At 70.4% G+C, this 25,919-nt stretch carries 22 protein-coding genes and 1 pseudogene; 4 read left to right on the top strand and 19 right to left on the bottom strand.

The genetic code is table 11. The annotated features are described in order from the left end of the window. Nucleotides 1–42: 42 nt before the first annotated feature. From groL to QMK34_RS33875, 3 genes are all read right to left on the bottom strand, one after another. Entirely contained in the window at nt 43–1,656 is a 1,614-nt protein-coding gene (gene groL, locus QMK34_RS33885; protein ID WP_326418759.1) for a chaperonin GroEL, read from the bottom strand. Between the two features lie 108 nt (nt 1,657–1,764). Beyond that, nucleotides 1,765–2,058, bottom strand: coding sequence for a co-chaperone GroES (gene groES / locus QMK34_RS33880; protein ID WP_009072407.1), 294 nt, complete (start codon nt 2,056–2,058; stop codon nt 1,765–1,767). A 257-nt stretch (nt 2,059–2,315) separates the two neighbouring features. Further along, on the bottom strand, nt 2,316–2,978 hold the full coding sequence (locus tag QMK34_RS33875; RefSeq protein ID WP_326418757.1) for an HAD family hydrolase: 663 nt from the start codon (nt 2,976–2,978) through the stop codon (nt 2,316–2,318). Nucleotides 2,979–3,097: 119 nt separating this feature from the next. Here QMK34_RS33875 and QMK34_RS33870 point away from each other — a divergent pair, with 119 nt between their 5' ends. After that, the gene (locus QMK34_RS33870) at nt 3,098–4,996 is read left to right on the top strand and encodes an N-acetylmuramoyl-L-alanine amidase (protein ID WP_326418756.1); all 1,899 of its coding nucleotides are present in this window, start codon (nt 3,098–3,100) and stop codon (nt 4,994–4,996) included. Nucleotides 4,997–5,439: 443 nt separating this feature from the next. On the opposite strand, the gene QMK34_RS33865 is transcribed toward QMK34_RS33870, so the two are convergent. From QMK34_RS33865 to tsaB, 5 genes and pseudogenes are all read right to left on the bottom strand, one after another. Continuing rightward, complete coding sequence (locus QMK34_RS33865) at nt 5,440–5,574, bottom strand: hypothetical protein (RefSeq protein ID WP_326418762.1); 135 nt, start codon at nt 5,572–5,574, stop codon at nt 5,440–5,442. 217 nt (nt 5,575–5,791) lie between these two features. Then, nucleotides 5,792–6,016 (bottom strand): annotated as a pseudogene (locus QMK34_RS33860) (hypothetical protein); the annotation flags it as partial. A 204-nt stretch (nt 6,017–6,220) separates the two neighbouring features. After that, the gene (gene tsaD / locus QMK34_RS33855) at nt 6,221–7,267 is read right to left on the bottom strand and encodes a tRNA (adenosine(37)-N6)-threonylcarbamoyltransferase complex transferase subunit TsaD (protein WP_326418755.1); all 1,047 of its coding nucleotides are present in this window, start codon (nt 7,265–7,267) and stop codon (nt 6,221–6,223) included. Beyond that, a complete protein-coding gene (rimI, locus tag QMK34_RS33850) occupies nt 7,267–7,743 on the bottom strand; it encodes a ribosomal protein S18-alanine N-acetyltransferase (protein ID WP_326418754.1) in 477 nt (158 codons plus the stop codon). The genes tsaD and rimI overlap by 1 nt, the downstream gene beginning before the upstream one ends. After that, nucleotides 7,740–8,405: a tRNA (adenosine(37)-N6)-threonylcarbamoyltransferase complex dimerization subunit type 1 TsaB gene (tsaB, locus tag QMK34_RS33845; protein WP_326418753.1), complete on the bottom strand. Its 666-nt coding sequence runs from the start codon at nt 8,403–8,405 to the stop codon at nt 7,740–7,742. The genes rimI and tsaB overlap by 4 nt, the downstream gene beginning before the upstream one ends. Before the next feature lie 226 nt (nt 8,406–8,631). On the opposite strand from tsaB, the gene QMK34_RS33840 reads away from it, so the two are divergent. Next, nucleotides 8,632–10,056 carry an acyl-CoA synthetase gene (locus QMK34_RS33840; protein ID WP_326418752.1) on the top strand — a complete coding sequence of 475 codons (1,425 nt, stop codon included), beginning with the start codon at nt 8,632–8,634 and terminating at the stop codon, nt 10,054–10,056. After that, on the top strand, nt 10,049–11,398 hold the full coding sequence (locus QMK34_RS33835) for a carboxyl transferase domain-containing protein (protein WP_326418751.1): 1,350 nt from the start codon (nt 10,049–10,051) through the stop codon (nt 11,396–11,398). Before QMK34_RS33840 ends, QMK34_RS33835 begins: the two co-directional genes overlap by 8 nt. A gap of 138 nt (nt 11,399–11,536) precedes the next feature. Here the strand turns inward: QMK34_RS33835 and tsaE are convergent, their stop codons facing one another. The 9 genes from tsaE to glmS form a co-directional block, all read right to left on the bottom strand. Next, a complete protein-coding gene (tsaE, locus tag QMK34_RS33830; RefSeq protein ID WP_326418750.1) occupies nt 11,537–12,001 on the bottom strand; it encodes a tRNA (adenosine(37)-N6)-threonylcarbamoyltransferase complex ATPase subunit type 1 TsaE in 465 nt (154 codons plus the stop codon). Beyond that, nucleotides 12,001–13,101 (bottom strand): alpha/beta fold hydrolase, encoded by a 1,101-nt coding sequence (locus QMK34_RS33825; RefSeq protein WP_326418749.1) that lies wholly within the window; start codon nt 13,099–13,101, stop codon nt 12,001–12,003. The genes tsaE and QMK34_RS33825 overlap by 1 nt, the downstream gene beginning before the upstream one ends. Beyond that, a complete protein-coding gene (gene alr, locus QMK34_RS33820; protein WP_326418748.1) occupies nt 13,098–14,222 on the bottom strand; it encodes an alanine racemase in 1,125 nt (374 codons plus the stop codon). The genes QMK34_RS33825 and alr overlap by 4 nt, the downstream gene beginning before the upstream one ends. A 29-nt stretch (nt 14,223–14,251) precedes the next feature. Continuing rightward, nucleotides 14,252–15,343: an ABC transporter ATP-binding protein gene (locus tag QMK34_RS33815; protein ID WP_326418747.1), complete on the bottom strand. Its 1,092-nt coding sequence runs from the start codon at nt 15,341–15,343 to the stop codon at nt 14,252–14,254. Between the two features lie 18 nt (nt 15,344–15,361). Then, complete coding sequence (gene xylB, locus QMK34_RS33810; RefSeq protein ID WP_326418746.1) at nt 15,362–16,789, bottom strand: xylulokinase; 1,428 nt, start codon at nt 16,787–16,789, stop codon at nt 15,362–15,364. After that, entirely contained in the window at nt 16,779–17,594 is an 816-nt protein-coding gene (locus QMK34_RS33805) for a DeoR/GlpR family DNA-binding transcription regulator (protein ID WP_326418745.1), read from the bottom strand. The genes xylB and QMK34_RS33805 overlap by 11 nt, the downstream gene beginning before the upstream one ends. Then, complete coding sequence (locus QMK34_RS33800) at nt 17,587–18,600, bottom strand: NAD(P)-dependent alcohol dehydrogenase (protein ID WP_326418761.1); 1,014 nt, start codon at nt 18,598–18,600, stop codon at nt 17,587–17,589. Before QMK34_RS33800 ends, QMK34_RS33805 begins: the two co-directional genes overlap by 8 nt. A gap of 212 nt (nt 18,601–18,812) precedes the next feature. Further along, a complete protein-coding gene (locus QMK34_RS33795; RefSeq protein ID WP_326418744.1) occupies nt 18,813–20,258 on the bottom strand; it encodes an NAD(P)H-hydrate dehydratase in 1,446 nt (481 codons plus the stop codon). Between the two features lie 18 nt (nt 20,259–20,276). Further along, on the bottom strand, nt 20,277–22,139 hold the full coding sequence (gene glmS / locus QMK34_RS33790; RefSeq protein ID WP_326418742.1) for a glutamine--fructose-6-phosphate transaminase (isomerizing): 1,863 nt from the start codon (nt 22,137–22,139) through the stop codon (nt 20,277–20,279). Nucleotides 22,140–22,322: 183 nt separating this feature from the next. Between glmS and QMK34_RS33785 the strand changes: the two genes are divergently transcribed. Continuing rightward, nucleotides 22,323–23,162 (top strand): dienelactone hydrolase family protein, encoded by an 840-nt coding sequence (locus QMK34_RS33785; RefSeq protein ID WP_326418741.1) that lies wholly within the window; start codon nt 22,323–22,325, stop codon nt 23,160–23,162. Between the two features lie 176 nt (nt 23,163–23,338). Here QMK34_RS33785 and QMK34_RS33780 read toward each other — a convergent pair whose 3' ends face one another. Both QMK34_RS33780 and QMK34_RS33775 read right to left on the bottom strand, forming a co-directional pair. Beyond that, nucleotides 23,339–25,594, bottom strand: coding sequence for a hypothetical protein (locus tag QMK34_RS33780; protein ID WP_326418740.1), 2,256 nt, complete (start codon nt 25,592–25,594; stop codon nt 23,339–23,341). Further along, nucleotides 25,594–25,911 (bottom strand): hypothetical protein, encoded by a 318-nt coding sequence (locus QMK34_RS33775; protein ID WP_326418739.1) that lies wholly within the window; start codon nt 25,909–25,911, stop codon nt 25,594–25,596. Before QMK34_RS33775 ends, QMK34_RS33780 begins: the two co-directional genes overlap by 1 nt. Nucleotides 25,912–25,919 lie beyond the last annotated feature (8 nt).

Genomic DNA, 25,919 nt, shown 5'->3' with positions numbered 1-25,919 from the left:
CTCCAGAGGGAGTGCCGCCCCGCTTGGGGACGTGCGTGGTGCCTAGTGCGAGTGGCCGTGGCCACCCGCGGAGTACTCCTCGTCGGCAGGCTTCTCGACCACGGCGCTTTCCGTGGTGAGCACGAGCCGGGCGATGGAGGCGGCGTTCGCCACCGCGGACCGGGTCACCTTGACCGGGTCGACGATGCCGGCGGCCAGTAGGTCGGTGAGCTCACCGGTGGCGGCGTTGAAGCCGTGGCCCCACTCCTGCTCCTTGACCTTGTTCACGATGACAGCGCCCTCGTGGCCCGCGTTGGTCGCGATCCAGAACAGCGGTGCGGACAGCGCGTCACGGACGATCCGGACACCGGTCGCCTCGTCGCCGGTGAGGCCGAGGCCACCCTCGAGCTCCTTCACGGCGTGGACCAGTGCGGAACCGCCGCCGGGGACGATGCCCTCTTCGACAGCCGCCTTGGTCGCCGCGACGGCGTCCTCGATGCGGTGCTTGCGCTCGTTGAGCTCGGTCTCGGTGGCCGCGCCGACCTTGATCACCGCGACACCGCCGCCGAGCTTCGCGAGGCGCTCCTGCAGCTTCTCGCGGTCCCAGTCCGAGTCCGTGGACTCGATTTCCTTGCGGATCTGGGCGGTACGGGCCGACATCGCGTCCTTGGAGCCCGCGCCGTCGACGATCGTGGTGACGTCCTTGGTGACGACGATGCGCCGCGCGGACCCGAGCGAGCTCAGGTCGGCCTCGGACAGCTTCATGCCGATCTCGGACGAGATGACCTCGGCGCCCGTGACGACCGCGAGGTCGTCCAGGAACGCCTTGCGGCGGTCACCGAAGAACGGCGCCTTGACGGCGACGGCGGTGATCGTCTTGCGCAGCGAGTTCACCACGAGGGTGGACAGCGCTTCGCCGTCGACGTCCTCGGCGATGATCAGCAGCGGCTTCTTCGCCTCGACGACCTTCTCCAGCACGGGGAGCAGGTCCGCCAGCGACGAGATCTTCTCGCGGCTGATGAGGATGTAGGCGTCCTCGAGGGTCGCCTTCTGGTCCTCGGGGTTGGTGGCGAAGTGCGCCGACAGGAAACCCTTGTCGAACTGCACGCCCTCGGTGATCACGAGCTCGGTCGCCAGCGTGGACGACTCCTCGATCGTGATGACGCCGTCTTCGCCGACCCGCTCGACGGCTTCGCCGAGCAGGGCGCCGATGGCCGCGTCACGCGAGGTGACGGTGCCGACCTGGGCGATGTTCTCGCGCCCCTTGACCGGGGTGGCCTTGGACTTCAGGACCTCGATGACCTTGGCCGCGGCGGCTTCGATGCCGCGTCCGATCGAGTTCGGGTTGGCCCCGGCCGCGACGTTGCGCAGGCCGACCTTCACCAGCGACTGCGCGAGCACGGTCGCGGTGGTGGTGCCGTCGCCGGCGACGTCGTTGGTCTTGGTGGCGACGCTCTTCGCGAGCTGCGCGCCGAGGTTCTCGAACGGGTCCTCGAGCTCGATCTCACGAGCGACGGTGACACCGTCGAGGGTGATGGTCGGGCCGCCGAACTTCTTGTCCAGAACCACGTGCCGGCCGCGCGGGCCGAGGGTGACCTTGACCGCGTTGGCCAGCTTGTCGACCCCGCGCTCGAGCGCACGACGAGCGTCCTCGTCGAAACTGATCTGCTTAGGCATAGCCTGTTCCGCTTACCTTCCAGTGTTTGAAAGCGCGTGTTAGAAAGCACGAACGCCCCGGCCCCCGGCATATGCGGGGCCCGGGGCGTCATGCGCTTTGAGCGGACGTCAGTTGATGACGGCCAGCACGTCGCGGGCGGAAAGGATCAAGTAGTCCTCACCGTTGTACTTGACTTCGGTGCCGCCGTACTTGGAGTAGATGACGACGTCGCCGACAGCCACGTCCAGCGGGACGCGGTTGCCCTTGTCGTCGATCCGGCCCGGGCCCACGGCCAGAACCTTGCCCTCCTGGGGCTTCTCCTTGGCGGTGTCGGGGATGACGAGACCGGAAGCGGTCGTCTCCTCGGCTTCGCTCGTCTGGACAACAATCTTGTCCTCGAGCGGCTTGATGTTCACGCTCACCGGGTTGACCTCCACGGTCGTCGAAAGCGTTGGCAGGATGAGTTACGGCTCCTACCACCCCCGCCGTCGCGGGTGCCGGGGCGTGTCAGTGCCGTGCAATTAGCACTCTAGCCACGTGAGTGCCAGCCGTGCAACCAGGGTCGGCCAGAAAGTGGAAAAGCCCTCCCCGGCTACCTGACCGGCGGGTTTACCCCACCGTCACACCTGACACCGGCTTCACACGCGCCCACCTGCGGTTCGCCCCCCGGCGACTACGTTTAGCCCGCTAAACGCAGGTCAGCGAGGGTGCCGACGACGGCGTCCGGACACAGCGCCTCGAGCTTCGCGCGCCGGGCGGGGTCGGGAGCGAAGGCGATCGACGCCACACCCGCGGCCCGCGCCGCTTCGAGGTCCCTGGCCGAATCGCCGACCATCACGCACTGGCGCGGCGCCGCGCCGACCGACCGCATGGCCGCCTCCAGCAGCGCCGGACTCGGCTTCAGGACGGCCGGATCGGCCGTGGTGCGCGCGCTGATCCCGCGCACGTGCCGCGCGAGGTCGCGCAGGACAAGGAAGGACCGGACGGCGTCGGCGGAGTTGTTGCTGACGATCGTCACCGTGAAGCCCCTGGCGACCAGCGCCTCGAGAAGCTCCTCGACGCCCGGTGTCGGTGTCGCGGAGGTGACGGCCTCCTGCTCGAGCCTGCCCAGCTGCCGCTCGACGACCCTCGCGGTGCTCGGCCCACAGGTCGCGGCGTACGCGAGCACGTCGAGCGGATCGCCGGTGGCGACGATCTCGGCGGGCAGCGCATGGCCGACCAGCGGTTTGAGCCGCTCCGCCACCTCGAGTGCGGGCACCGCGGCGAACACCGCGCAGACCGGCCCGTCGAAGTCGAGGAACACGTGGTCACGTGCGGCCAGCAGCTCTCCCACCTCAGCCATGCCCCCATTCTGCCAGCGAGCACGGTTAGCCCGCTAAACGTGCTCGTCGGGGTCTTACGGGAGAGGTGAGTTCCTTGTTAAGTTCTCACCACTGGAACCAGACGCTGGGGGTCCCCACCATGTCTCGACGTCCGTTGACCCTGTTCGCCACCTGCGCCCTCGCGGCCGGACTGCTGGGCGCCGTCCCCGCGCAGGCCCAAGCCGCCGACGCCCAAAGACAGCAGACCTTCGCCGCGGCCGCCCACGAGTTCGGCGTCCCGGAGAACGTCCTGCTGGCCGTCTCCTACCTCGAGTCCCGCTGGGACTACAACGCGGGCACGCCCAGCACCGCGGCCGGTTACGGCCCGATGCACCTCACCGACGTGCGGGAGGCAGGCACCGGCGGCACCCACCACGACGAGGGCACCGAAGACGCCCGCGGCGACGAAGCCCGGCCCGCGCTCCATCCGCAGGCTCCGCCTCCTCAAGCGCCACCGCCGAACCTGCAGACCATCGACACCGCCGCCGCGCTCATCGGCGCGGACGCGAAGGTGCTACGCACCGACACCGTCCAGAACATCCGCGGGGGCGCAGCGCTGCTATCCAGCTACCAGCACAACAGCGCCCCTGACGCGAAGGACTGGTACGGCGCCGTCGCTCGCTACAGCGGCGCGGACGACACGGCCGCCGCGTCCGCCTTCGCCGACGAAGTCTTCGCCACGATCAGCACGGGCATGTCCCGCACCACGGACGACGGCCAGCGCCTGACCCTGAACGCGACGCCGGGTGTCACGCCCGCCCGCGAGCAGCTCCGGAGCCTGGGCCTCAAGCCGAGCGCGCCGCAGCCGGGGACCGAATGCCCGAAGACCGTCGCGTGCCTGTCCGTCCCGGCGCCGTACCAGGAGCTGCCGAACAACGATTACGGCAACCACGACCTGGCGAACCGGCCGCAGAGTCAGAAGATCGACTACATCGTCATCCACGACACCGAGGGTTACTGGGACACGGCGATGCGGCTGATCCAGGACCCGACGTACGTCAGCTGGCATTACACGATCCGCTCGGCCGACGGCCAGATAGCGCAGCACGTGCCGACCAAGGACGTGGCCTGGCACGCGGGCAACTGGTTCGTCAACGCAAAGTCCATCGGCATCGAGCACGAGGGCTTCGCCGCGAAGGGCACGTGGTACACCGAGGCGATGTACCGCGCGTCGTCGAAGCTGGTCGGCTACCTGGCGCACAAGTACGACATCCCCTTGGACCGGGCGCACATCATCGGCCACGACAACGTCCCGGGCACGATCCCTTCGACGATCGCCGGCATGCACTGGGACCCGGGCCCCTACTGGGACTGGTCCCACTACTTCGACCTCCTGCACGCACCCCTGACCGGAATCGGCCGCCCAGGTTCCCCCCTGATAACGATCACCCCTGACTTCGCCACGAACCAGCCGATCTTCACCGGCTGCCTGACCCCAGGAACCCCTTGCGCAGCAAGAGGTTCCGGCTCAATCGTGCTGCACACCGAACCCAGCGACACCGCCCCGCTGCTGAAGGACATCGGCCTGCACCCAGACGGCTCAGCAACCACAATGGGCGTCTCCGACGTCGGCAGCCGAGTAGAAACGGGCCAGAAATACGTAGTGGCGGAAACCCGCGACGACTGGACAGCAATCTGGTACCTGGGCCAAAAAGGCTGGTTCCGCGGCACCCACGCCACAAGCCCCACATTCGGCTTGGTGGCAACTCCGAAACAGGGCCTCGCCACAATCCCGGTCTACGGCCGCGCCTACCCCGAACCCACCGCCTACCCGACCACAGTACCCGCCCAGCCGGTCACGCCCCTGCCGTACACACTCTCAGCGGGCCAGCGCTACTCCGTAGGCAACATCCTCGGCTCGGAGTACTACTCGGCAACAACGTTCAACCAGGCCGACCACGTAGTGGTCAAAGGCAAAACCCGCTACATCCAAATCCAGTTCGGCCACCGCATAGCCTACGTAAAAGCCGAAGACATCCGCCTACTCCCCGCATTCTAAACGTCATGAAAGGGTCATTCAAGACAAAAATTGCCCCCAATGACCCTTTCATGACACAAAAAACCCCCACCCCCAGCCACAAAACCCAACCCCAACTGTGGTCCAGCACCACAGCGTCTCCGCGAGCCCTGCGAGCGGAGACTTCACCGCCGCGCGCCCTCTTTCGCGGCCGCCAGGCCGCCCCAACTCGCGACGGTAGGTCGCCCCCCTACAAACAAAAGCCGCACTTACGCTGGAAGTCGGGGCGACCTGGCGGCGCGAGTTTGTGAGCGCGCTGGCCAAAAAACACAGGCTTCTAGCCACACCTCAGGACTAAACCAAAAACCCGCACAAGGCCCACGTACGCGGCGCCCTCAGCGCCGCCGCGGCCGAACTCCAGTGCCGTCGCACGCCCGACGCCACTACCGCTGACCAGCCCTGCCTTGCGGACCGGACCGGACCGCTCATCCCAGCGGCTCATGGTTGGCCCAAGCGACCCTGTACGGATACCGCGACTGCCAGTGGCCGATGACCTCGTGCAGGCCGGGCGCGGTGAACGCTTTCGCCAGCGCGTCGGTGTCGGCGAGGGTGACCTGCACGATCGCGGTCGCGATCTGTACCGGAATGGCCTCCTCTCGAGTACGTCATCGCGGTCGCTGAGGAGCTGCATTTCGGGCGGGCCGCCGTCCGGCTTTCGATCGCCCAACCGGCGCTGTCGGGGCACCAGCGGCGGCGCGCGCCGTGGTTGGTGAACACGCCCCGGCAGTCTTGCTCGGGGCAGACCGCGAGGTTGTGCCGTTCCGTGCCCGTCAGGTGGTCCGCCGCCTGGTGCGCGATGCGGCTCAGCGCCGCTGACGCCGTCGGTGGCGGGTCGCGGAACAGGCGCTCCTTCGCCGTCAGGAGGACCGGGTTCTCGTGGGTCGCCAGGAAGCGGGTCAGCGCGGCGGTGGGGGGCAGCGGGTCGGCGGCCACCGCCGCGAGTGCCAGCGCGCGCAGGATTTCGCGGAGTTCGTGGGCCAGCACCAGATCCCCGGCGGTCACCGGGGCGGTCGGCAGGGCGGGCCGGATGATCGGGATCCTGCCCCGCTCGCTGGTGGAACCGGCCCCGGCCGGTCTGGTCCGCGTCCCGGTGACCGACGCGCCGCCCAGCCGTCTCGTGCTGGCCTGGGTCGAGCGGGACCACCGCCCGCTGCTCGCGTCGTTTCGTGGCCGCCGTACTCGAAACCCGGCGCAGGGCCAGTCCGATCAGAGCGAGACGATGTTGACCGGCAGCGCCGGGTTCGCGGAGAAGTCCAGCGACGCGGGTGGGCGCTTCGCGGCCACGACGTGTGCGCCGAGGGCGGCGATCATCGCTCCGTTGTCCGTGCACAGCCTTGGCCGCGGCACGCGCAGCTCGATCCCGGCTACGGCGCAGCGCTCTGCGGCCAAAGTGGACAGACGGGAATTCGCCGCCACCCCACCGGAAATCACCAGTGTCCCGATGCCCTGTTCCTTCGCGGCGCGGATCGCTTTGGTGGTCAGCACGTCCGCCACCGCCTCCTGGAACGAGGCCGCCACGTCGTCGACGGGGATTTTCTCGCCGCGCCGTTCGGCGCTCTCGACCCACCGGGCGACGGAGGTTTTCAAGCCGGAGAAGGAAAAGTCGAACTTGGCGTCCCTGGGGCCGGTCATGCCCCGGGGGAACGCGATGGCCTTCGGGTCACCTTTGGCGGCCGCCTTGTCGATCGGCGGCCCACCGGGATAGGGCAGCCCAAGCAGCCGGGCGACCTTGTCGTACGCCTCACCGGCCGCGTCGTCCACAGTGGACCCCAGCTCAGTGATCTCCGAGGCGATGTCGTCCACCCGCAGCAGCTGTGTGTGCCCACCGGAGACCAGCAGCGCGAGGCACGGCGTGGGCAACGGGCCGTGCTGCAGCGTGTCCACGGCGATATGCCCGGCGAGGTGATTGACCCCGTAGAGCGGGACGCCGAGCGCGGCGGCGTAGGCCTTGGCGGCGGCGACGCCCACCAGCAGCGCGCCGGTGAGCCCGGGACCGGCCGTCACCGCGATGGCGTCCACATCGGACAGTGCGAGGCCTGCCGTGGCGAACGCGCGCTCGACGGTCGGGACCATGGCCTCGAGGTGTGCGCGGCTGGCCACCTCGGGCACGACGCCGCCGAACCGCGCGTGCTGCTCCACACTGGACGCGACCTCGTCGGCCAGCAGTTCGAGGCTGTTGTCGTCGTGCAGGCGAACGAGCCCGACGCCAGTCTCGTCGCAGGAGCTCTCGATACCCATGATGATGCGTGACATCAGCCCGCCACCTCGTTTCGAACCTGCACCGGGCGTCCCATCGTGTAAGCGTCCGCGCCGGAGGGCTGGTAATACCGCTTGCGCAGGCCGAGCCGCTCGAAGCCGTGCCGCTCGTAGAGCCCGATCGCCGCGTCGTTGTCCGTGCGGACCTCAAGGAAGACGGGCGCGGACAGCTCGTCTGCGCGGACGAGCAACGCCAGCAGCAGCGCCGTGCCGACCCCGTGCTTCTGGGAGCCGGGTTCGACCCCGATCGTGTGCACGCTCGCCTCGTACTCGCCCGGACGGCCGACCACGGCGAGCCCGGCGTAGCCGATGAGCTCGTCGGAGTCGTCCGGATGGGCGGACAGGTAGAAGCCCCCGGCGTCGAGCTCGGACTGGAAAGCACGGGCGTTCCAGGGGTCGTCACCGGGGAACAGGATCTTCTCGATCTCCACGCACCGGCCGATGTCCTTGCGGTGCAATGGTTCCAGCCTCATTGGAGGGTCACCCGCTTGCGGGGCGACGGCTCGACGGCGTCGGGGCGCCGGAGGTAGAGCGGGGTGAGCGGTGCCGGGGCGGCCCCCACCAGGAGCACGTCGCGGGCCGCGGCGACGAGGCCGGACGGCGACGGGAAGCGGGGCTCGATCGGCTGGAGCCCGAGCTCGCCGAGGTAGAGAACGGCTCCGTCGCCGGCCGCGACCCTGACGGTGCTCGCCAGTTCGGCGGGCCGCTGGACGTTCGGGCCGTCGGTCCGCACTCCGTCGGCGTCGTACGCGGCCCAGTAGACCTCGCGGCGACGGGCGTCGGTGAGCACGAGGAAGGGTTCGCCGCCGGACACGACGCCCGCGGCGATCGCGTCGAGGCTGCAGACAGGGTACGCGGGGATGCCGAGCGCGTGGGCGAGCGCGGCCGCGGTGGCCATCCCGGCGCGCAGGCCGGTGAAGGGGCCAGGGCCGACGCCGCACACGACGGCGTCGAGGTCACGCAGGGTGATCCCGGCTGCCTTGGCCGCATCGATCGTGTGGGGGGTGATCAGTTCGCCGTGGGCGCGCGGGTCAACCGTGACGCGCTCGGCGCGCGGGGTGATCCCGGCCTCGTCCACGGCAACGATGCCCGCGGTCACCGCCGGGGTCGAGGTGTCGATCGCCAGTACTAACACGGTGGCCAAGCCTACGACCAGCGCCCGCGCTTGCGTTTAGCGGGCTAAACGTAGCGCTTAGGCATGCTAACGAGCGCGGTTAGCCCGCTAAACGCAAACGCGGGGGCTCCGGGGTGGGGTGAATCGCGTCGCAGGTGCTCGGTGACGCGGAGCGGTACCGTGCGATCAAGGGCGCCGAGGGGACCGCAGTCCCCGGCCCGGAGTGGTCAGACGCAGGAGGTCCCAGGTGCCCGATCGGTTGTTCCCCGCGCTGTCCAGCGGCTCGGAGAAAGAGGCTCTCCGTTTCGGCGATCTCACTTTGAGTTACCGCGAACTGGCGGCCGTGGCCGGTTCGCTGGCCCGCACCCTGCCGCCCGGACGCGTGGCCGTTTGGGCGACCTCGACCCTGCACACCAGCGTCGCCGTGGTCGCGGCGCTGCTCGCCGGGATCCCCGTGGTGCCGATCAACCCGAAGATCGGCGAGCGCGAGCTCGGGCACATCCTGGCCGACAGCGAGCCCGCCTTGGTGCTCGCGGAATCCGGCACCGACCTGCCTGGCGGCCTCGCCGCGCTCCCCCGGCGGGACGTCCTCCTGGAAGGCGAGCCCGGCCCGCTGCCCGGCGAACCGGACGACGAGGCGCCTGGGCTGATCGTCTACACCTCGGGCACGACCGGTCCGCCCAAGGGCGTGGTCCTGCCCCGGCGCGCGCTGTCCACCACGCTGGACGCGCTGGAGGACGCCTGGCAGTGGACCGCGGACGACGTCCTGGTGCACGCCCTGCCGCTGTTCCACGTGCACGGGCTGATCCTCGGGATCCTCGGACCGCTGCGGCGGGGCGGCTCGGTGCGTCACCTCGGGCGGTTCTCGACCGAAGGCGTCACGAAGGAGCTGTCCGGCGGCGCGACGATGATGTTCGGCGTCCCGACGATGTATCACCGGATCGCCGACGAGATCGGCGAGAACGCGGCGCTGGCCAAGGCGCTCAGCGGCGCGCGGCTGCTGGTCTCCGGGTCGGCCGCGCTGCCGGTGCGCGACCACGAGCGCATCACGGCCGCGACCGGGCAGCAGGTGGTCGAGCGGTACGGGATGACGGAAACGCTGATGAACACCAGCGTCCGCGCGGACGGCACCCGCAAGCCGGGAACCGTCGGCGTGCCGCTGAGCGGTGTCGCGCTGCGGCTGGTGGGCGACGGTGGCGAGTTGGTGAGCGACACCGAATCCGTCGGCGAGATCCAGGTCCGCGGGCCGAACCTGTTCACCGAGTACCTCAACCGGCCGGACGCGACGGCGGCGGCGTTCGACGAGGGCTGGTTCCGCACCGGGGACATGGCCACCCGCGACACCGACGGCTATGTGCGGATCGTCGGCCGCAAGGCCACCGACATCATCAAGAGCGGCGGCTACAAGATCGGCGCGGGCGAGATCGAAAACGCGCTGATGGAGCACCCCGGTGTCGCGGAGGTCGCCGTGACCGGCGAGCCGGACGAAGACCTCGGGGAGCGGATCGTCGCGTGGATCGTGCCCCAGGGCGAGCGGCCCGGCGAGAAGGAGCTCGCTGATCACGTCGCGCGGCTGCTCACTCCGCACAAACGGCCGCGCGTCGTCCACTACCTCGACGCGTTGCCGCGCAACGACATGGGCAAGGTGCTGAAGCGGGCGCTGGGTGAGTAAAGCTTCCGCACGGGAGGTCGTCGAGAGGCTGGCGACGGGCTTCGAGGAGCTCTCGACGCCCTTGTCCGACGAACCCGCGGATGGTCCGATCGACTGGCCTGGCTACGGCGAAGCGCGTCAGGCAGCGAGCGAGCGGACCGCTGAGGCCGAGTCGGTGCTCTGCGGAACGGCGAGGATCGGCGCGAACGACGTCGTGCTCATCGCGTTCGAGTTCGGCTTTCTCGGCGGCTCGATCGGCCGCCGGACCGGTGACCGCGTCGAAGCCGCGTTCAGCCGGGCGACCGAGCTCGGCGTGCCGGTGGTGTCGCTGATCGCGACCGGCGGCAGCCGCATGCAGCAGGGCATGTTCGCCCTGACCCAGCTGCAGCGGATCACCCGCGCGGCCACGCTGGCGCGCGCGGCGGGCGTCGTGCAGCTTTCGGTGCTGCGCGATCCGACGACCGGCGGCGGGTGGGCGACGCTGGGAGCAGGCGCGGACGTGGTGCTGGCGCTGACCGGTGCGCAGGTCGGTTTCGCCGGTTCGCGGGTCCGCCCCGCGGCCGATCCGGAGGCGTACACGGCCGAGGCGAAGTTCGCGTGGGGTCAGGTCGACCGGCTCGTCCCGCCCGGCGAGCTCGGTTCCCGCCTCGTGCGATGGCTGGACCTGCTGACTTCCCGTTCGGCCGCGCCCGCTGAACCACCCGCGGCGCTGGGTTCCGACGCACTGCCGGAGACGGGCTGGGACGCGGTTCTCGCGGCTCGCGCGCCGGGACGTCCGCGGGCAGCGAGCTATCTGGACGCCTACTTCGACTGGCGTGAGGACATCAGCGGCGACCGCTGCGGCGGCGTGGACCCTGGCGTGTCGTGTGGATTCGGACGGCGCGGCGGGCGGGTGATCGCGTACGCGGCGCAGTGCGGGACGCCGACGTCGCCGTCGGGATTCCGGATCGCGGCGCGGCTGGTCCGGCTGGCTTCGCGGCTGGGTGTGCCGGTGCTCACGCTCGTGGACACTCCCGGCGCGGCCAACGACGCCGCCGCCGAGCGCTCGGGCGCGGGCCCGGCGATCGCGGAGCTGTTCGAGGCCGTCGCGACCGCGGCCGTGCCGATCACGACGCTCGTGATCGGCGAAGGCGGCTCGGGCGGCGCACTCGCGTTCGCGGCGCCGGGCGCCACGTGGGTGACGCCGGACTCGTACTTCTCGGTCACGTCGCCCGAAGCCGCCGCGGCCATCCTGAAGCAGCCGCCGTCCTCGGTGCCCGACCTCGCGGACCGCTTGCACCTGCGGCCCCAGGACCTCGTGACCCTCGGCATCGCCCGCGGCGTCGTCACACCAGCACCACCCGCCCCACGTGCCCCCATTTAGCCCGCTAAACGCACTCTCGCGGGGACGGTTAGCCCGCTAAACGCAAGTCGGGGGGCTCGGGGGCGGCCGGGCGGGCCGGATTACTTAGCAACGCTCAGCGCTACGGTTAGCCCGCTAAACGCGTTCACGCGGGGACAGTTAGCCCGCTAAACGCAGGTCCGGGGCGCGGGGGAGCCAGGTGCCGTGGGGCTCGAGGGTGACCAGGCGGACGTCGTCGTCGCGGCGGTCGAGGCGGACGACGAGGTAGTCGGCGGACAGGCGCTCGGCCGCGCCTTCGCCCCACTCGACCACGATCGCCGAGCGCTCGAGGTCCGTGTCGAGGTCCAGGTCGTCCAGCTGCGCCAGGTCCCCGCCGAGCCGGTACGCGTCGACGTGCACCAGCGCGACGCCGGACGGACCCGCCGGGTGCACCCGCGCGATCACGAACGTCGGCGAGCTGACCCGCCCGCCGACGCCCATGCCGTCGGCGATCCCCCTGGTCAACGTCGTCTTCCCGGCGCCGAGCGGGCCCGCGAGCAGTACGACGTCGCCCGCCAGCAGCGAGCGCCCGAGCGCGTGCCCGAACCCCATCGTCGCTTCGGGCGTCGAGAGCTCGAACTTCATCAGCGTTGCCACCACCATGTCCGCCGGTAAGGGGTTTCGCCGTCCACGCCGGAACAGCTTTGGATCAGGTCGATCAGGTGGCTGTTGACCAGCTCCGGCTGCTCCAGCAGCACCATGTGCCCCGCGCCGCGCACCCGCACCAGATCGGCGTCGGGCAGCTCGGACGCGATGCGCTCCGCGTGCGAGTACGGCGTGAACCGGTCGGAATCGCCACTGATCACGAGCACGTGCGCGTGCTTGAGCCCGGCCAGCGCGGCGTACCGGTTGTGACTGCCGAGCGTGCTGATGAAGTTCACCAGCCCGCGCACCGGCGTGACCTCCAGCATGTCCAGCATGAAATCGACCAGCCGCGGGCTGACCTCCCGGCTGCCGAACGCCAGCCGCCGCACCGCGGACCGCGTCAGCTGCCCACCGGCCGCGCGCACGAACTCCACCAACCCGGGCTGCCACCCGGCGAGCCCGCCGACCCCGCGCGTGAGCGGGTTGTACTTGGACAGCAGCGAACGCGGCAGCCCGCGCGCGCCGACCTCGCCCGCCGCCGTCGCGATCAGCGCGACGCCCTCGACGCGCTTTTCGAAGATCTCCGGGAACTCGGCGGCGAGCTCCATGATCACCATGCCCCCCATCGAATGCCCCATCAGCACCACGGGACCCTCGGGCACCACCGCGCGCAACACGTCGTCGAGGTCGCGCGCGAGCTGCTCGATGGTGCTCGTTTCCGCGGTCGCCGGGCCGGACTGCCCGTGCCCCCGATGGTCGTAGTACACCTGCCGCACCCGCGGCAACGTCAGCGACGCGAGGTCACGCCGCTGGAAATGCCACGAACGCCGTGAAAGCGCGAACCCGTGCACGCCGACGACCGTCAGATCCGGCTCGCCGCCGTCCGCCGGATCGATCTCCTCGACCGAAAGCGGCGTGCCGTCGTCGGCCGCGACCGTCGACGTCCGGTCCGGCTTCAGCTCCCCCAGCGGCTCGTCCACGAACGGGTCCTCACTGTGGCGCCGTTGCTGTGCCGCGACGGCGATGGCGGCCGCGGCGGTGCCGGTGGCCACCGCCCCGACCCCGCCGATGATGGCCAGCAGTCGTCGTGAAGGAGTCAAGACCCGGCCTCCAGATACGTCCGCCGCACCCGGGGGCGGTACATCGCGGTCACGATCTCGTAGTCGATGGTGCCCAGCTTGTCCGCCCATTCCCGCGCGGTGGGCCCGCCGCCGGCGCCGTCCCCGAACAGCACGACCTCCGCGCCGGCCTCGAGCTCGTCGTCCCCGCAGTCGACCAGCAGCTGGTCCATGCAGACCCGCCCCACCACCGGACGCCGCCGTCCGCCGAGCCACACGTCCATCCGGCCGGACAGGCTTCGCGGCACCCCGTCGGCATAACCGACCGGGACCAGCGCGAGCGTGGTGTCCCGAGCCGCGGTCCACGTGTGTCCATAGGAGACGGACTCACCGGCCGCGATCCGTTTGGTGAGCACGACCGAGGACCGGAAGGTCATCGCCGGGCGGAGATCCTCGGCCTGGGGCACCGGGTTCAGCCCGTACATCGCGATCCCGGGCCGGACGAGGTCGAAGTGCAGATCCGGCCTGGTCAGCAGTGCCGCCGAGTTCGCCAGGTGCCGCTTCGGATCGAGCCCGGCGGCGCGCGCGACGTCGTAGGCGTCCTGGAACCGCTTGGCCTGGGCGTCGATCGACGGGTGCCTGGGCTCGTCCGCGCACGCCAGATGCGACCAGATGGCGACGACCTCGACCCGCGGATCCGCCGCGGCCGCCGCGACCAGTACGGGCCAATCAGCAAGCGGGCACCCGTTGCGGGACAGCCCGGTGTCGATCTTCAGATGCACATTGGCGGGCAGCCCGGCCCGCCGAGCGGCGTCGGCGATGCGGTTCAGCTCACCGAGCGAGCTGGCCGCGAGGTCGACGCCCTCGGCGATGCCGGGCGCGAAATCCACGTCCGGGGTGTCGAGCCAGCTGAACAGGCGGGCGGTGACACCCGCCCGCCGCAGCTCCAGCGCCTCGTTCAGCGAGCACGTCCCCAGCCAGGTCGCGCCCGCCTCGACCGCGGCACGCGCGATCGGCAGCGCGCCGTGGCCGTACCCGTCGGCCTTCACCACCACCATCGTCTCCGCGCCCGAAAGGGCGGCACGGGAGGCGAGCAGGGCGACGTTGTGCCGGACGGAGGACAGGTCGATCACGACCTCGGCGCGACGGGAAACAGCAGTCATAACGACTACCAGTTTCCCATAGCGCCGGGTCAGGACAGGCGTGCCCCGGAGGTGGCGGAGAACACGTGCAGCTCGTCCGGGCGGATCCGCAGGTGCAGCGTGTCGCCCATGGACGGCGGCTGCCGCGGGTCGACGCGCGCGACGACGTTGGACTTCGAGCCCTCGGCGTCGGTCTCGGCAAGCTTGCCGTAGACGTACGCGTCCGAGCCGAGCTCCTCGACCAGTTCGACCTTGATCGGCACGGTGCCGTCCGTGTCCGAGGTCACCGAAAGCGACTCCGGCCGGAAACCGATCGTGACCGAGTCGCCGTCCGCCGCCGCGATGACCTCACGCGAAAGGGGGATGTGAGCGCCACCGACCACCGCTCCGTCATCGGCCAGCTTCGCGGTCACCAGGTTCATCGCGGGCGAGCCGATGAAACCGGCGACGAACGCGTTGGCGGGCCGGTCGTACAGCGCGCGCGGGGTGTCGCACTGCTGCAGGAGACCGTCCGAAAGCACCGCGACGCGGTCACCCATCGTCATGGCCTCGACCTGGTCGTGGGTCACGTAGACGGTGGTGACGTTGAGCCGGCGCTGCAGCGCGGCGATCTGCGTGCGGGTGGACACGCGGAGCTTCGCGTCCAGGTTGGACAGTGGCTCGTCCATCAGGAACACCTGCGGCTCACGCACGATCGCGCGGCCCATCGCGACGCGCTGGCGCTGGCCACCGGAAAGCGCTTTCGGCTTGCGGTCGAGGTAGTCCTCGATGTCGAGCAGCTTGGCGGCGTCGAGCACCTTCTGCTTGATCTCCGACGCGGGCCGCCCGGCGATCTTGAGCGCGAAGCCCATGTTCTGGCCGACCGTCATGTGCGGGTACAGCGCGTAGTTCTGGAAGACCATCGCGATGTCGCGCGAGCGCGGCGGGAGCTGGGTAACGTCGCGGTCGCCGATCCAGACGGCGCCGTCGTCGATGTCCTCGAGCCCGGCGAGCATGCGGAGGCTGGTCGACTTGCCGCAGCCCGACGGGCCGACGAGCACGAGGAACTCGCCGTCGGCGATCTCCAGCTCCAGCGCGTCCACGGCGGGCCGCTCGGAACCCGCGTAGCGGCGGGTCGCCTTGTCATAGGTGATGGTGGCCATCGGTTCGTCCTCTCCCGCTCACGCGGAAATTCCGTGCCCGAGCTCTCGGGCTTCGAGGTGTCGTGACTGGATCCGGTGGCCCTCGGCGCGGTCCGCCTCGGTGGGCTCGTCCAGCTCGAGCCGCGCTTTGCCGTGTTTTCCTTGCCAGGTCGGGGGTTCCGTACTGGAAGCGAGGGCCCAGGCCGCCTGCCGCGCGGCACCGGCCGCGACGTATTCGGCGATCTCGGGGATGACGACGGGCACGCCGAACACGATCGGCGCCACCGCCCGGACGGCCGCGGACTGCGCGCCGCCGCCGATCAGCAGCACGCGGCGGACGTCGAGGCCGTGGGCGCGGACAGCGTCCATCCCGGCCCTGAGCCCACAGAGCATGCCTTCGACAGCGCAGCGCGCGAGGTTCTGGGGCGTCATGTTCGACCTGGTCAGGCCGGTCAGGGAGCCGGTGGCGTCCGGCAGGTTCGGGGTGCGCTCGCCGTCGAGGTACGGCAGGAAAGTCAGACCGCCTGAGCCCGCCTCGGCGCCGAGCGCGAGCCTGTCGAACTCGGCCAGTTCGGCGCCGAGCATCGTGGCAGTCGCCCTGAGGACGCGTGCGGCGTTGAGCGTGCAGGCGAGCGGCAGGAAACGTCCGGTCGCGTCGGCGAACCCCGCGACCGTCCCGGTCGCGTCGGCGCTGGCGGACTCGGAGACGCCGAACACCGTGCCGCTCGTGCCGAGCGAGACCACGACATCGCCGGGCTCGAGCTCCAGGGCGAGCGCGGCGGCCATGTTGTCGCCGGTGCCCGCGGACACGAGCATGCCGTCCGGGGTGCGCCCGGCGGCCTCGGCGGGACCCAGCACCCTGGGCAGTTCCGGGGTGCGGCCGCCGAACGCGTGCGCGAGCAGGTCGGTGCGGTAAGCGTTGTCGGCCGGGGAGAAATAGCCGGTGCCCGAGGCGTCACCGCGGTCGGTGACCGGCTGCGCGGACGTCCCAAGCAGACGCCAAGTGAGCCAGTCGTGCGGCAGGAGGACGCGGGCGACGCGGTCGGCGAGCTCCGGCTCGTGCTCGGCCATCCAGCGCAGCTTGGTGACGGTGAAGCTCGCGACCGGCACCGAACCGACGGCCTTGGCCCACGCCTGCGGCCCGCCGAGCTCGTCGCTGAGCTGCTCCGCGGCCTTCGCCGAGCGAGTGTCGTTCCACAGCAGCGCCGGGCGTACGACTTCGCCAGCCTCGTCCAGCGTCACGAGTCCGTGCTGCTGACCGGCGACGCCGATCGCCGAGACGCCGTCCAGCAGGCCGTCTGAGGCCTGGGAAAACGCGTCCCACCAGGCGGCGGGGTCGACCTCGGTGCCGTCGGGATGCGCGGCGCGGCCGGTGCGCACGATCTCGCCGGTGTGCGCGTCGCACACCACGACCTTGGTCGACTGGGTCGACGAATCGACCCCGGCGACGAGCGGCTCACGTGTCATAGAGCAGTTCCTCCGAGACGCATTCGACAACCTCCACGGCCGTGCCGGAGTTCAGCGCGGCCTCGATCTCCTCGGTGGGGGTCGCCTCGTCGGTGATCATCAGGTCGTAGTCGGCGACGAGGCCGTGGGCATAGGTAGCGGTGCGGCCGAACTTCGAGTGGTCGACCACGAGCACGTTGTGGTTGGCCGAGCGCAGGGCGGCCTTCTTGAGCTCGGCGTAGTCCCGCACCGGGTGGAACAGCCTGCCGACGGCGACCGCGGTGACCGAGACGAACGCGACGTCGGCGCGGGTGCGGTCGAGCGCGGCCAGCACGTCCGGGCCGATGCAGGAATCGAACTCGCTGTAATAGCGGCCACCGGTGAGCAGGACCTCGGCGTTTTCGGACGGCCCGAGGATGCGCGCGACCCGCAGCGAGTTGGTGATGACGGTGAGGCGTTCGACCTCGGCCAGCTTGTGGACCAGCGGGAACAGCGTGGTCGAGTCGTCGACGAAGACCGTCTGCCCGGACTGGACCTGGCGGATGGCGGCCTCGGCGAGGGCTTCCTTCTCGGCCGGGTTGAGGCCGTCGCGGAACCGCGTCGCGGTCTCCATGGTGAGCGCGGGGAAGGCCTCGACCTTGCCGCGAAGCTTGCGCACGAGCTGCCGCTCGTCGAGGTCGTCGAGGTCGCGGTGGATGGTCATCAGACTGACGCCGAAGCGTTCCGTGAGGTCGTCGATGCGGACCTCGCCACGCCCGATGACGTGCTCGAGGATCTCCTGACGACGCCGCTCGACGGCCGCTTCGCTCTGGCGGGTCCTAGGCATGGGCGACCTGCGGGAGGACGACGGCCTTGATCACCGAGTCGTCGCGGGCGCCGATGGTGAGGGCCTGCTCGACGTCGTCGAGGCCGAAACGGTGGGTGACCAGACGGTCGAGGTCGATCTCGCCGGAGGTCGCCAGGCTGATGGCGGTGGGCCAGGTGTTGGCGTAGCGGAACGTGCCGGTGAGCTCGAGCTCGAAGTTCTGCAGGTGTGACAGCGGGAGCGCGAGCTCGTCTCCGCCCATGCCGACGAGCACGACGCGGCCCGCGCGGCCGACCTTGCGGATGCCCTGCGCGGTGGCGCGGCCGTTGCCGGAGCACTCGAGCAGGACGTCGGGTTCGAAGTCCGAGTCGGCGAGGTCGTCCGCGTGGATTCCGTGCGCGCCGAGCTCTTCGGCCACGTGCAAGCGTTTGCGGTTGACGTCGGTGACGACGATTTCCGCGGCGCCGAAGGCCCTTGCCGCCTGCGTCGCGACCAGGCCGATCGGTCCCGCGCCGGTGATCAGGACGCGGCTGCCGGGCCCGACGCGGGCTTTGCGGCTCGCCCAGACGCCAACCGACAGCGGCTCGAGCAGCCCGGCGGCCTCGTCGGAGAGCCTGTCGGGGATCGGGTGGGCGAAGTCCTCGCGGAGGACGACGTACTCGCAGAAGGCGCCGTCGAACGGCGGGGTGCCGAAGAAGCGCATGTCGGGGCAGAGGTTGTAGCGACCGGCCTTGCACTGGGCGCAAGCCGAGCAGGGGACGCCCGGCTCGAGCGCGACGCGGGTGCCGACTTCGTGCCGGGTCGCCCGCGCGCCGGCCGCGACGACGACGCCGCCGGGCTCGTGCCCGAGAACGAGCGGCGCGCGGACGACGTGATCACCGATGCGGCCGTGCTCGTAGTAGTGGACGTCCGACCCGCAGGTCCCCACGGCGGCGACCTTGACGAGCACCTCGCGCGGCCCGGGAACCGGCACCGGACGCCGCTCGAGCGTCACATCACGGACCCCGTTCAACACGGAGACCTTCATGGTGTCGTCGCTCACACGAGATTCTTACCAGAGATCTCGCCCATTGTTAACACATAACCCGATAACTTCCCGCTCACCCGCCACCCGCTCCCCCGCCCCCGTCGAGCGCGTTTAGCGGGCTAACCGTGCTCGCGAGTGTGCAGTTAGCGGGCTAAATGGGGGCGCGTGGGGCTGAAGTGACTGGTGTGGCGGTCATGAGGGGGCGCGAGGGGTCAGGAGGACAGGGAGCGGACCGAGCGGATGGCCGCCGAGACCGAGGCGAGCACCCCGGACGCGTGCGTCGGCGCGCCGTCGGCGGCGAGGGCACCGGCGAGCGAGTGGACGTGGGCCGCCGCGCCCGCGGCGAGCCACGGGTCGAGCCCCGCCGCGAGCAACGAGCCGACCAGCCCGGACAGAACGTCACCCGAGCCCGCCGTCGCCAGCCAGGACCCACGCGGCGTGTTCACCAGAGCACGCCCGTCCGGAGCGGCCACGATCGTGCAGTTTCCCTTCAACAGGACGTACGCGTTGTAGCGGCGCGCGGCCGCGCGGGCGGCGGCGATCCGGTCCGCGCCGGGGGCCACCCCCATCAGCCGCTCGTACTCGCCCGCGTGCGGCGTCAGCACCAGCGGGGTGTCCGGGTCGCGAGCGTCCAGCACGTCCGGCGACCGCGCGATGATCGTGGTCGCGTCGGCGTCGGCGCACACCGGCACGCCCTGCCCGAGCACGTGCCGCACCATCTCGCGCCCCTCCTGCCCAGTCCCGATCCCCGGCCCGACCACCCACGCCTGGACGCGCCCGGCGTCGGTCACCGAACCGGTCGCGATGACGTCCGGCCAGTGCGCCCGCACGGCGTCCGCGGCGTGCCCCGCATACCTGACCAGGCCCGACGTCGCGTGCACCGCAGACCCGCTCGCGAGCACGGCCGCGCCGGGATAGGTCGCCGAGCCCGCCGCGATACCGACGACACCCTGGCTGTACTTGTCATCGGCCGGGCCGGGCACCGGCCACAGGGCCGCGACGTCCGCGGTGTCGAGCCGCTCGAGGTCGGGATCGCCGAGCTCGGGACGCAAGCCGATGTCGACGAGCACGACGTCGCCGCAGTGTGTGGGAGCGAGCACGTGCACCGGCTTCAACGCGCCGAAAGTCACCGTCCGGTCGGCCGTCACGGCGGGGCCGTCGACGGCCCCGGTATCGGGGTCCACCCCGCTGGGCAGGTCCACCGCCAGCACGGGCGCGCTGACGTGCTCCAGCAACGCGGCCGCGTCGGGCCGCAACGAACCGTGCGCGGAGATACCGACGATCCCGTCGACGACGAGATCCGCGTTGCGGATCCACTGGAGACTGTCCTCAATGGACACCGCACGCCCGCCGGATCGCAGCAGTGCGGCCAATCCCGCCACGTGCGCGCGATCGGGCTTGAGCAGCACAGCGCAGACGGCGACGTTGCGACGTCGTAGGAAGGCGCCCGCCCAGAGCGCGTCACCACCGTTGTTCCCGGAGCCGACCAGCAGGATCACGCGTCGCCCGGACACGGTGCCGGTGTGCTCCGCGAGCATGTCCGCGGCCTGCACCGAAAGCCCGAACGCGGCCTTGCGCATGAGCGCGCCGTCAGCGGTGACGGCGAGCAGCTTGTCCTCCGCCGCGCGAATCCGTTTCGTGGTCCAGATTCCCTGCACGGCGGCGCCTCCGGGTACTTACTCGACGGTGACGGACTTCGCCAGGTTACGCGGCTTGTCGACGTCGTACCCGCGCGTGCGGGCGATCTCCGCGGCCAGGATTTGCAGCGGAACCGTCGAGACCAGCGGCTGGAGCAGCGTCGGGACCGCGGGGATCTCGATCAGCTCGTCGGCGAACGGCCGCACGGTCTCGTCGCCCTCTTCGGCGATCACGATCGTGCGGGCACCACGCGCCTGGATCTCGCTGATGTTCGACAGCAGCTTGGAGTGCAGCACCGCGCGGCCCTTCGGCGACGGCATCACGATGACGACCGGCAGGCCCTCTTCGATCAGCGCGATCGGGCCGTGCTTGAGCTCACCGGCGGCGAAGCCCTCGGCGTGCATGTACGCGAGTTCCTTGAGCTTGAGCGCGCCTTCCAGCGCGACCGGGAACCCGACGTGGCGGCCGAGGAACAGGATGGCCTTCGAGTCGGCGATGCGGCGGCCGAGGTCCTGGACCTGCTCCGTCGCGGACAGGACCTTCTGCACCGCGGCGGGCATGGCCTCGAGCTCGGCGAACTCGCGGGCGACCTCGTCCGGGTATTTGGTGCCGCGGGCCTGCGCCAGGGCCAAGCCGACCAGGTAGTTGGCGGCGATCTGCGCCAGGAACGCCTTGGTCGACGCGACGCCGATCTCCGGCCCGGCGTGGGTGTAGAGCACCGCGTCCGACTCGCGCGGGATCTGCGCGCCGTTCGTGTTGCAGACGGCCAGGACGCGCGCCTTCTGCTCACGCGCGTGACGGACGGCCTCGAGCGTGTCGGCGGTTTCACCGGACTGCGACACGGCGACGACGAGCGTGGCGCGGTCCAGGACCGGGTCGCGGTAGCGGAACTCGCTGGCCAGCTCGACCTCGACCGGGAGCCGCGTCCAGTGCTCGATCGCGTACTTGGCGACCAGGCCGGAGTGATACGCCGAACCACAGGCGATGACGAACACCTTGTCGATGTCGCGCAGGTCCTGGTCGGAGATGCGCTGCTCGTCGAGGATGATCCGGCCGCTGTCGAAGTGCCCGCGAAGCGTGTTCGCCAGCGCCTCGGGCTGCTCTTCGATCTCCTTGAGCATGAAGTACTCGTGGCCGCCCTTTTCGGCGGCGGAAAGGTCCCAGTCGACGGTGAACGGCTTCGCCTGCGCGGCGTCGCCGTGGAAGTCGGTGACCTCGTAACCGTCGCGGGTGATCACGACGAGCTGGTCCTGGCCGAGCTCGACGGCCTCGCGGGTGTGCTCGATGAACGCGGCGACGTCGGAAGCGACGAAGGTCTCGCCGTCGCCGACACCGACGACCAGCGGCGACGACCGGCGCGCGGCGACGATCGTGTCGGGCTGGTCGGCGAGGGTGACGACCAGGGTGAACGCGCCTTCGAGGCGGCGGCAGACCGCGGCGACGCTGGCGGCGAAGTCGCCCTTGGTGTCGCCGGTGGCGTAGGTGCGCGCGATCAGGTGCGCGGCGGTCTCGCTGTCGGTGTCGCTGGCCATCTCGACGCCGTCGGCTTCCAGCTCGGCGCGCAGGCTCGCGAAGTTCTCGATGATGCCGTTGTGCACGACGGCGACATGACCGGAGGCGTCACGGTGGGGGTGGGAGTTGCGGTCGACCGGGGCGCCGTGCGTCGCCCAGCGGGTGTGCCCCATCCCGGCCGTGCCGACGAAGGTCTCCCGGCCGACGACGTCGAGCTGGGCCTCCAGGTTGGCCAGGCGACCGGCCTTGCGCTCGACGTTCAGCCCGCCCGCACCGTCCAGGACGGCGACCCCGGCCGAGTCGTAGCCGCGGTACTCCATCCGCCGGAGTCCGCCGAGAACGACGTCCAGTGCCGGGCGATGTCCGACGTATCCCACGATTCCACACACGTCCGCCAGCGTAACGAGGCACCTCACGCCCCCTCACCCGGCACCGCGCCCCGCCCCCGGCACTTGCGTTTAGCGGGCTAAACGTAGCGCTTAGGCATGCTAAGGAACGCGGTTAGCCCGCTAAACGCGTTCGCCGGGGCGGCGAGCGGGCCGGGCCGGGGTACGGGCAGTAGGGTCACGGCCATGGCCAGCAAGCCCAAACAGCTGCTCGCGGAGCTGTCGCACCCCGGTCCGCACGAGGTCCTCCGCGGCAATCTCGCCCTGGTCGGGCTGCCCGGAGTCGTCTACACCCCCCGCTCGGGCCTCGGCCTGGCCGCGATCGCGTTCGGCCACGGCTGGCTGCAGCCCACCGGCCGCTACCGCGATCTGCTCCGCCACCTGGCGAGCTGGGGCATCGTCGCCGCCGCGCCGGCCACCCAGCGCGGCCCGCTGCCCTCGCACCGGCTGCTCGCCTCGGACCTGCTGACCACTCTCGACGTCATCACGACGGTCCGGCTCGGCCCGGACGGCATCAGCGTCGACCCGGCCCACCTCGGCCTCGCCGGGCATTCCACGGGCGGCGGCTCGGCCGTGCTCGCGGCCGCCCAGTCTGCGGAACCGGTGCCGGAAGGCGCCGCGGCCAAGCCGCGCATCCAGGCTGTGGCCACCATCACCGCCGCACAGACCCTCCCCGCCGCCACCGACGCCGCCCGCGCCATCACCGCCCCCGGCCTGCACCTGGCCGCGGACGAGGACCTGGTCGCCCCCGCGATCGGCCACGCCGAGGCCATCGCGAACGCCTGGGCCGGGCCGGTCCAGCTGCGGACGCTCGGCAAGTCGTCGCACCTCGGCGTCACCGAGGGCAAGCACTGGAGCCAGCTGCTGCTGCACGGCAAGCCACATCGCGGCACCCAGCAGCTCACCAGGGCGCTGTTCACCGCGTTCTTCCTGACCCACTTGACCGGCACGGACCAGTACCTGGCCCTGCTCGACTCCGACGTCAAACGAGCGTCGATCGAGCTGCTGGACGAACCCGCCGCCTGACCCCCGCCGAACGCGTTTAGCGGGCTAACTGTGCCCCGCGACCTGCGTTTAGCGGGCTAACCGTAGTCGGCGGTGCGCGTTTAGCGGGCTAACCGTAGGCGCGGGCGGGGCGCGGTGGACAGACGTCGGGGCTGGGCGGCACGTGGTGCCCGCCCAGCCCCGTGATCGACCGAAAGCTAGCGCTGGCCGATGACGCCTTCGTCGTCGTCAAGGGAGCCGCTGATCCGGCTGGCCGTGCTCGCGGCTTCGAACAGGCCGCCGTCCACCCGGTAAGGGCTGGAGCCGCGCTGCTGCTCCTCGCCGCCGCCCCCGCCGTTGGCCGCGCCACCCATGCCACCCATCATCCCGCCGCCCATCATGCCCATGCCGCCCGCCGCGGGCTGGCCCGTGCCGCCGGGCGCCGCACCCAGACCGGAACCGGCGTGAGCGTCCGCTCCACTGTTCGCGGCCACCGACGGGTCGACGTCGACGGAGCCGCTCTGGCTGCCCTCGCGCAGGTCGTCGTGACCGGCCAGCGGATCGGCGAGCGACTGCGGAGACGTCGAATCCGAGCTCGCGGCCGCCGGATCGGCGCTGCCTGCCGCCGAGGTGTCGCCGGTCGCGGGCGCGTCGGCGGAGGCCGTCTCGTGGAAACCGCCGGTCCCGCCGGCCGCGCCTTCCTGGGCCATCTGTTCCACATGGTGACGGCCCTGCGGCTCTACCGGCAGCTCGCCACTGTGCTGGACAGCCTGGTCCTGCAGGTTCTGCCCAGCGGGCACCGCGGCATGACGGCCGGCTCCCTGACCCGTGGTGTCCGGCTCGGTCGCCTGAGCGACGGCATCGGTCTTGCCGTCCACGGCGGCATGCTGGCCGAGGGTGTACTTGGTCGGATCCCCCGAACCGTTGTCCACGGTCACCACCGTCGGCCCGCCAGGGCCGTCCGGCCGCTCGGCGGTGATCTTGAGGTTGCCGTCCTCGATGTGGATCTTCCCGTCGGGACCGGGATGATAACCCTGGGCGGCGGAGTCCTGGGCGCCCGGCGTACCGGGGGGATTCGCCTGGTTCTGAGCCGTGTCACGATGGATGGCGCCGCCCGCGGCGTCCTTGTCCTGGGCGCCCGGCTGGGGCGTCCCGTCCGCCTGCGGCTTCGCCTTGTCGTCGTCGAAGTCCAGCTTGTAGTCCTTGGGATGACCGCTGCCGTCGTCGACGGTGACCTCCATCTTGCCGTCCTTGTCCGGCTCGGCCATGGAGATCTTGTCCTTGCCCTGCTCGACGGTCATCGTCTCGGGCTGGGTCATGTCGCCTTTGATCGCATCCCCGGTCTTGGGGTCGATCGGGTACGGCTGCCCGGTCTCCGGGTTCGTCTCCAGCGGCTTGTGCGTGACCGGGTTGACGTTCGGATCGGGCGGTTTCGGCGGCTCCACCGCCGTGGGCGGCGGACTGACCGGAGGCGGTGTCTGGGTACCGCCACCACCGCCGGTGTCACGCCCGCCACCACCAGTGTCGCTCGGTTTGGTGTTACCTGGCGTGCCGCCCTTGCCAAGGTGGAGCGAACCGAACGGGTCGGTCGGGACGTTCAGGCCGTCGGAAAAAGCACGAAGCGCGTTCTGCACGGCGGTGTGCGTGTTCCTGATCGCTTCGCGGAAAGTCGCCATCGCGTTCGAGTACTGCTGCGAATACTCGTCCATCTGATTGCACAGCATGTCGGACCACTTGGAGTCGAAACCGGTGTCAAGATCGATGGACATGCGTCGAATATCCTGTGCCGCTATCGGCCCGGTGCTATATTTCGCACTTAACGCAACTTCCGCATTAGCAGGCCCCTTCCGACCCCAGTTAATGGCGTCGTTGAGACGGTCGATGAACATGCCCATGCCATCGCAGTCGTCCGGGTTGTGCGCGTCGAGGAAGACCTTGGGGCTGCCGCCGTCCGGTATCTCCGACAGGTCCACGATCGGCTTGCGGGTGGCGTCCCAGAGATGCCGCATCAACTGGCCGAAGCCGCCGACGTAGCCGTTGTACTCACCCAGCGCCTTCGTCAGATCGTCCAGCTTCTCCGACGCGGCGTCAGCGGCCTTTCCGGACCAGGCCGCGGAAAGCTCCTGCTTCACCTGCGTTTCGGCGTCCTGCGCCGCTTTCGCAGCGGCGGCCAGATTGGCGGCCCGGCCGCTCGCACCGAAGAAATATCCGAAACCAAACCCGTGCAGCTCGTTGATCAGCTGGTTTTCTTCGCTGCCCTCACCGAAAGCGGGCTGGAACGCGATACCGAGGTTCCGCGACGGATGAGTGATCCATTTCTTGTACAAGTCACGCAGCTTTCCGGTCATCTTGTCCCGGAAAGGCGCGAGGTGCTCGAGAATCGCGTCCGAAGTGTCGTCAAGGTGAACGTCCGCGGGGTCTTTCAACGGAGCGATGATCGCGTCACCGAGCCGGCCGGAACCCTGTTCCGCCATCAGAGATCCTTACCGGTCTTGTTGATGCCCCACGTGGCCTCCTGCTCATGCTCACCATGGAGCGTCGCAGACTGGTTGAGCCTGGTCGCGTAGTCCTTCAGGAATGCGCCGGCTTTGGCCACCGACGCCCCCAATTCCTGAGCCTTGGCGACATAGGCGCCAGCGGATTCGGACAACCCCGGGATCTTCCCGAAGTGCGAAGCAGCCAGCTGGGACTTCGCCGTGTAGCTCTTCATCTCGTCGAAGGACGTCGCCATGGACGACACCTCCCCAGCTACCTTCTTGACCTGATCAGGCTCGATATGTAGGTCGGCCATCGCACCCT

It is taken from the genome of Amycolatopsis sp. H20-H5 (genome assembly GCF_035828755.1).
Classification (GTDB): Bacteria; Actinomycetota; Actinomycetes; order Mycobacteriales; family Pseudonocardiaceae; genus Amycolatopsis.
This window is presented reverse-complemented; position numbering and strand designations above follow the sequence as displayed.

Bases quoted from the DNA above. Each gene is read 5' to 3' on its own strand.
- QMK34_RS33785 (WP_326418741.1), top strand. From the start codon at position 22,323: ATGGCCAGCAAGCCCAAACAGCTGCTCGCGGAGCTGTCGCACCCCGGT.
- alr (WP_326418748.1), bottom strand. From the start codon at position 14,222: ATGACTGCTGTTTCCCGTCGCGCCGAGGTCGTGATCGACCTGTCCTCC.
- xylB (WP_326418746.1), bottom strand. From the start codon at position 16,789: ATGACACGTGAGCCGCTCGTCGCCGGGGTCGATTCGTCGACCCAGTCG.
- QMK34_RS33775 (WP_326418739.1), bottom strand. From the start codon at position 25,911: ATGGCCGACCTACATATCGAGCCTGATCAGGTCAAGAAGGTAGCTGGG.
- rimI (WP_326418754.1), bottom strand. From the start codon at position 7,743: ATGAGGCTGGAACCATTGCACCGCAAGGACATCGGCCGGTGCGTGGAG.
- QMK34_RS33875 (WP_326418757.1), bottom strand. From the start codon at position 2,978: ATGGCTGAGGTGGGAGAGCTGCTGGCCGCACGTGACCACGTGTTCCTC.
- QMK34_RS33870 (WP_326418756.1), top strand. From the start codon at position 3,098: ATGTCTCGACGTCCGTTGACCCTGTTCGCCACCTGCGCCCTCGCGGCC.
- tsaD (WP_326418755.1), bottom strand. From the start codon at position 7,267: ATGTCACGCATCATCATGGGTATCGAGAGCTCCTGCGACGAGACTGGC.
- QMK34_RS33815 (WP_326418747.1), bottom strand. From the start codon at position 15,343: ATGGCCACCATCACCTATGACAAGGCGACCCGCCGCTACGCGGGTTCC.
- QMK34_RS33805 (WP_326418745.1), bottom strand. From the start codon at position 17,594: ATGCCTAGGACCCGCCAGAGCGAAGCGGCCGTCGAGCGGCGTCGTCAG.
- QMK34_RS33800 (WP_326418761.1), bottom strand. From the start codon at position 18,600: ATGAAGGTCTCCGTGTTGAACGGGGTCCGTGATGTGACGCTCGAGCGG.
- tsaE (WP_326418750.1), bottom strand. From the start codon at position 12,001: ATGAAGTTCGAGCTCTCGACGCCCGAAGCGACGATGGGGTTCGGGCAC.
- groL (WP_326418759.1), bottom strand. From the start codon at position 1,656: ATGCCTAAGCAGATCAGTTTCGACGAGGACGCTCGTCGTGCGCTCGAG.
- QMK34_RS33780 (WP_326418740.1), bottom strand. From the start codon at position 25,594: ATGGCGGAACAGGGTTCCGGCCGGCTCGGTGACGCGATCATCGCTCCG.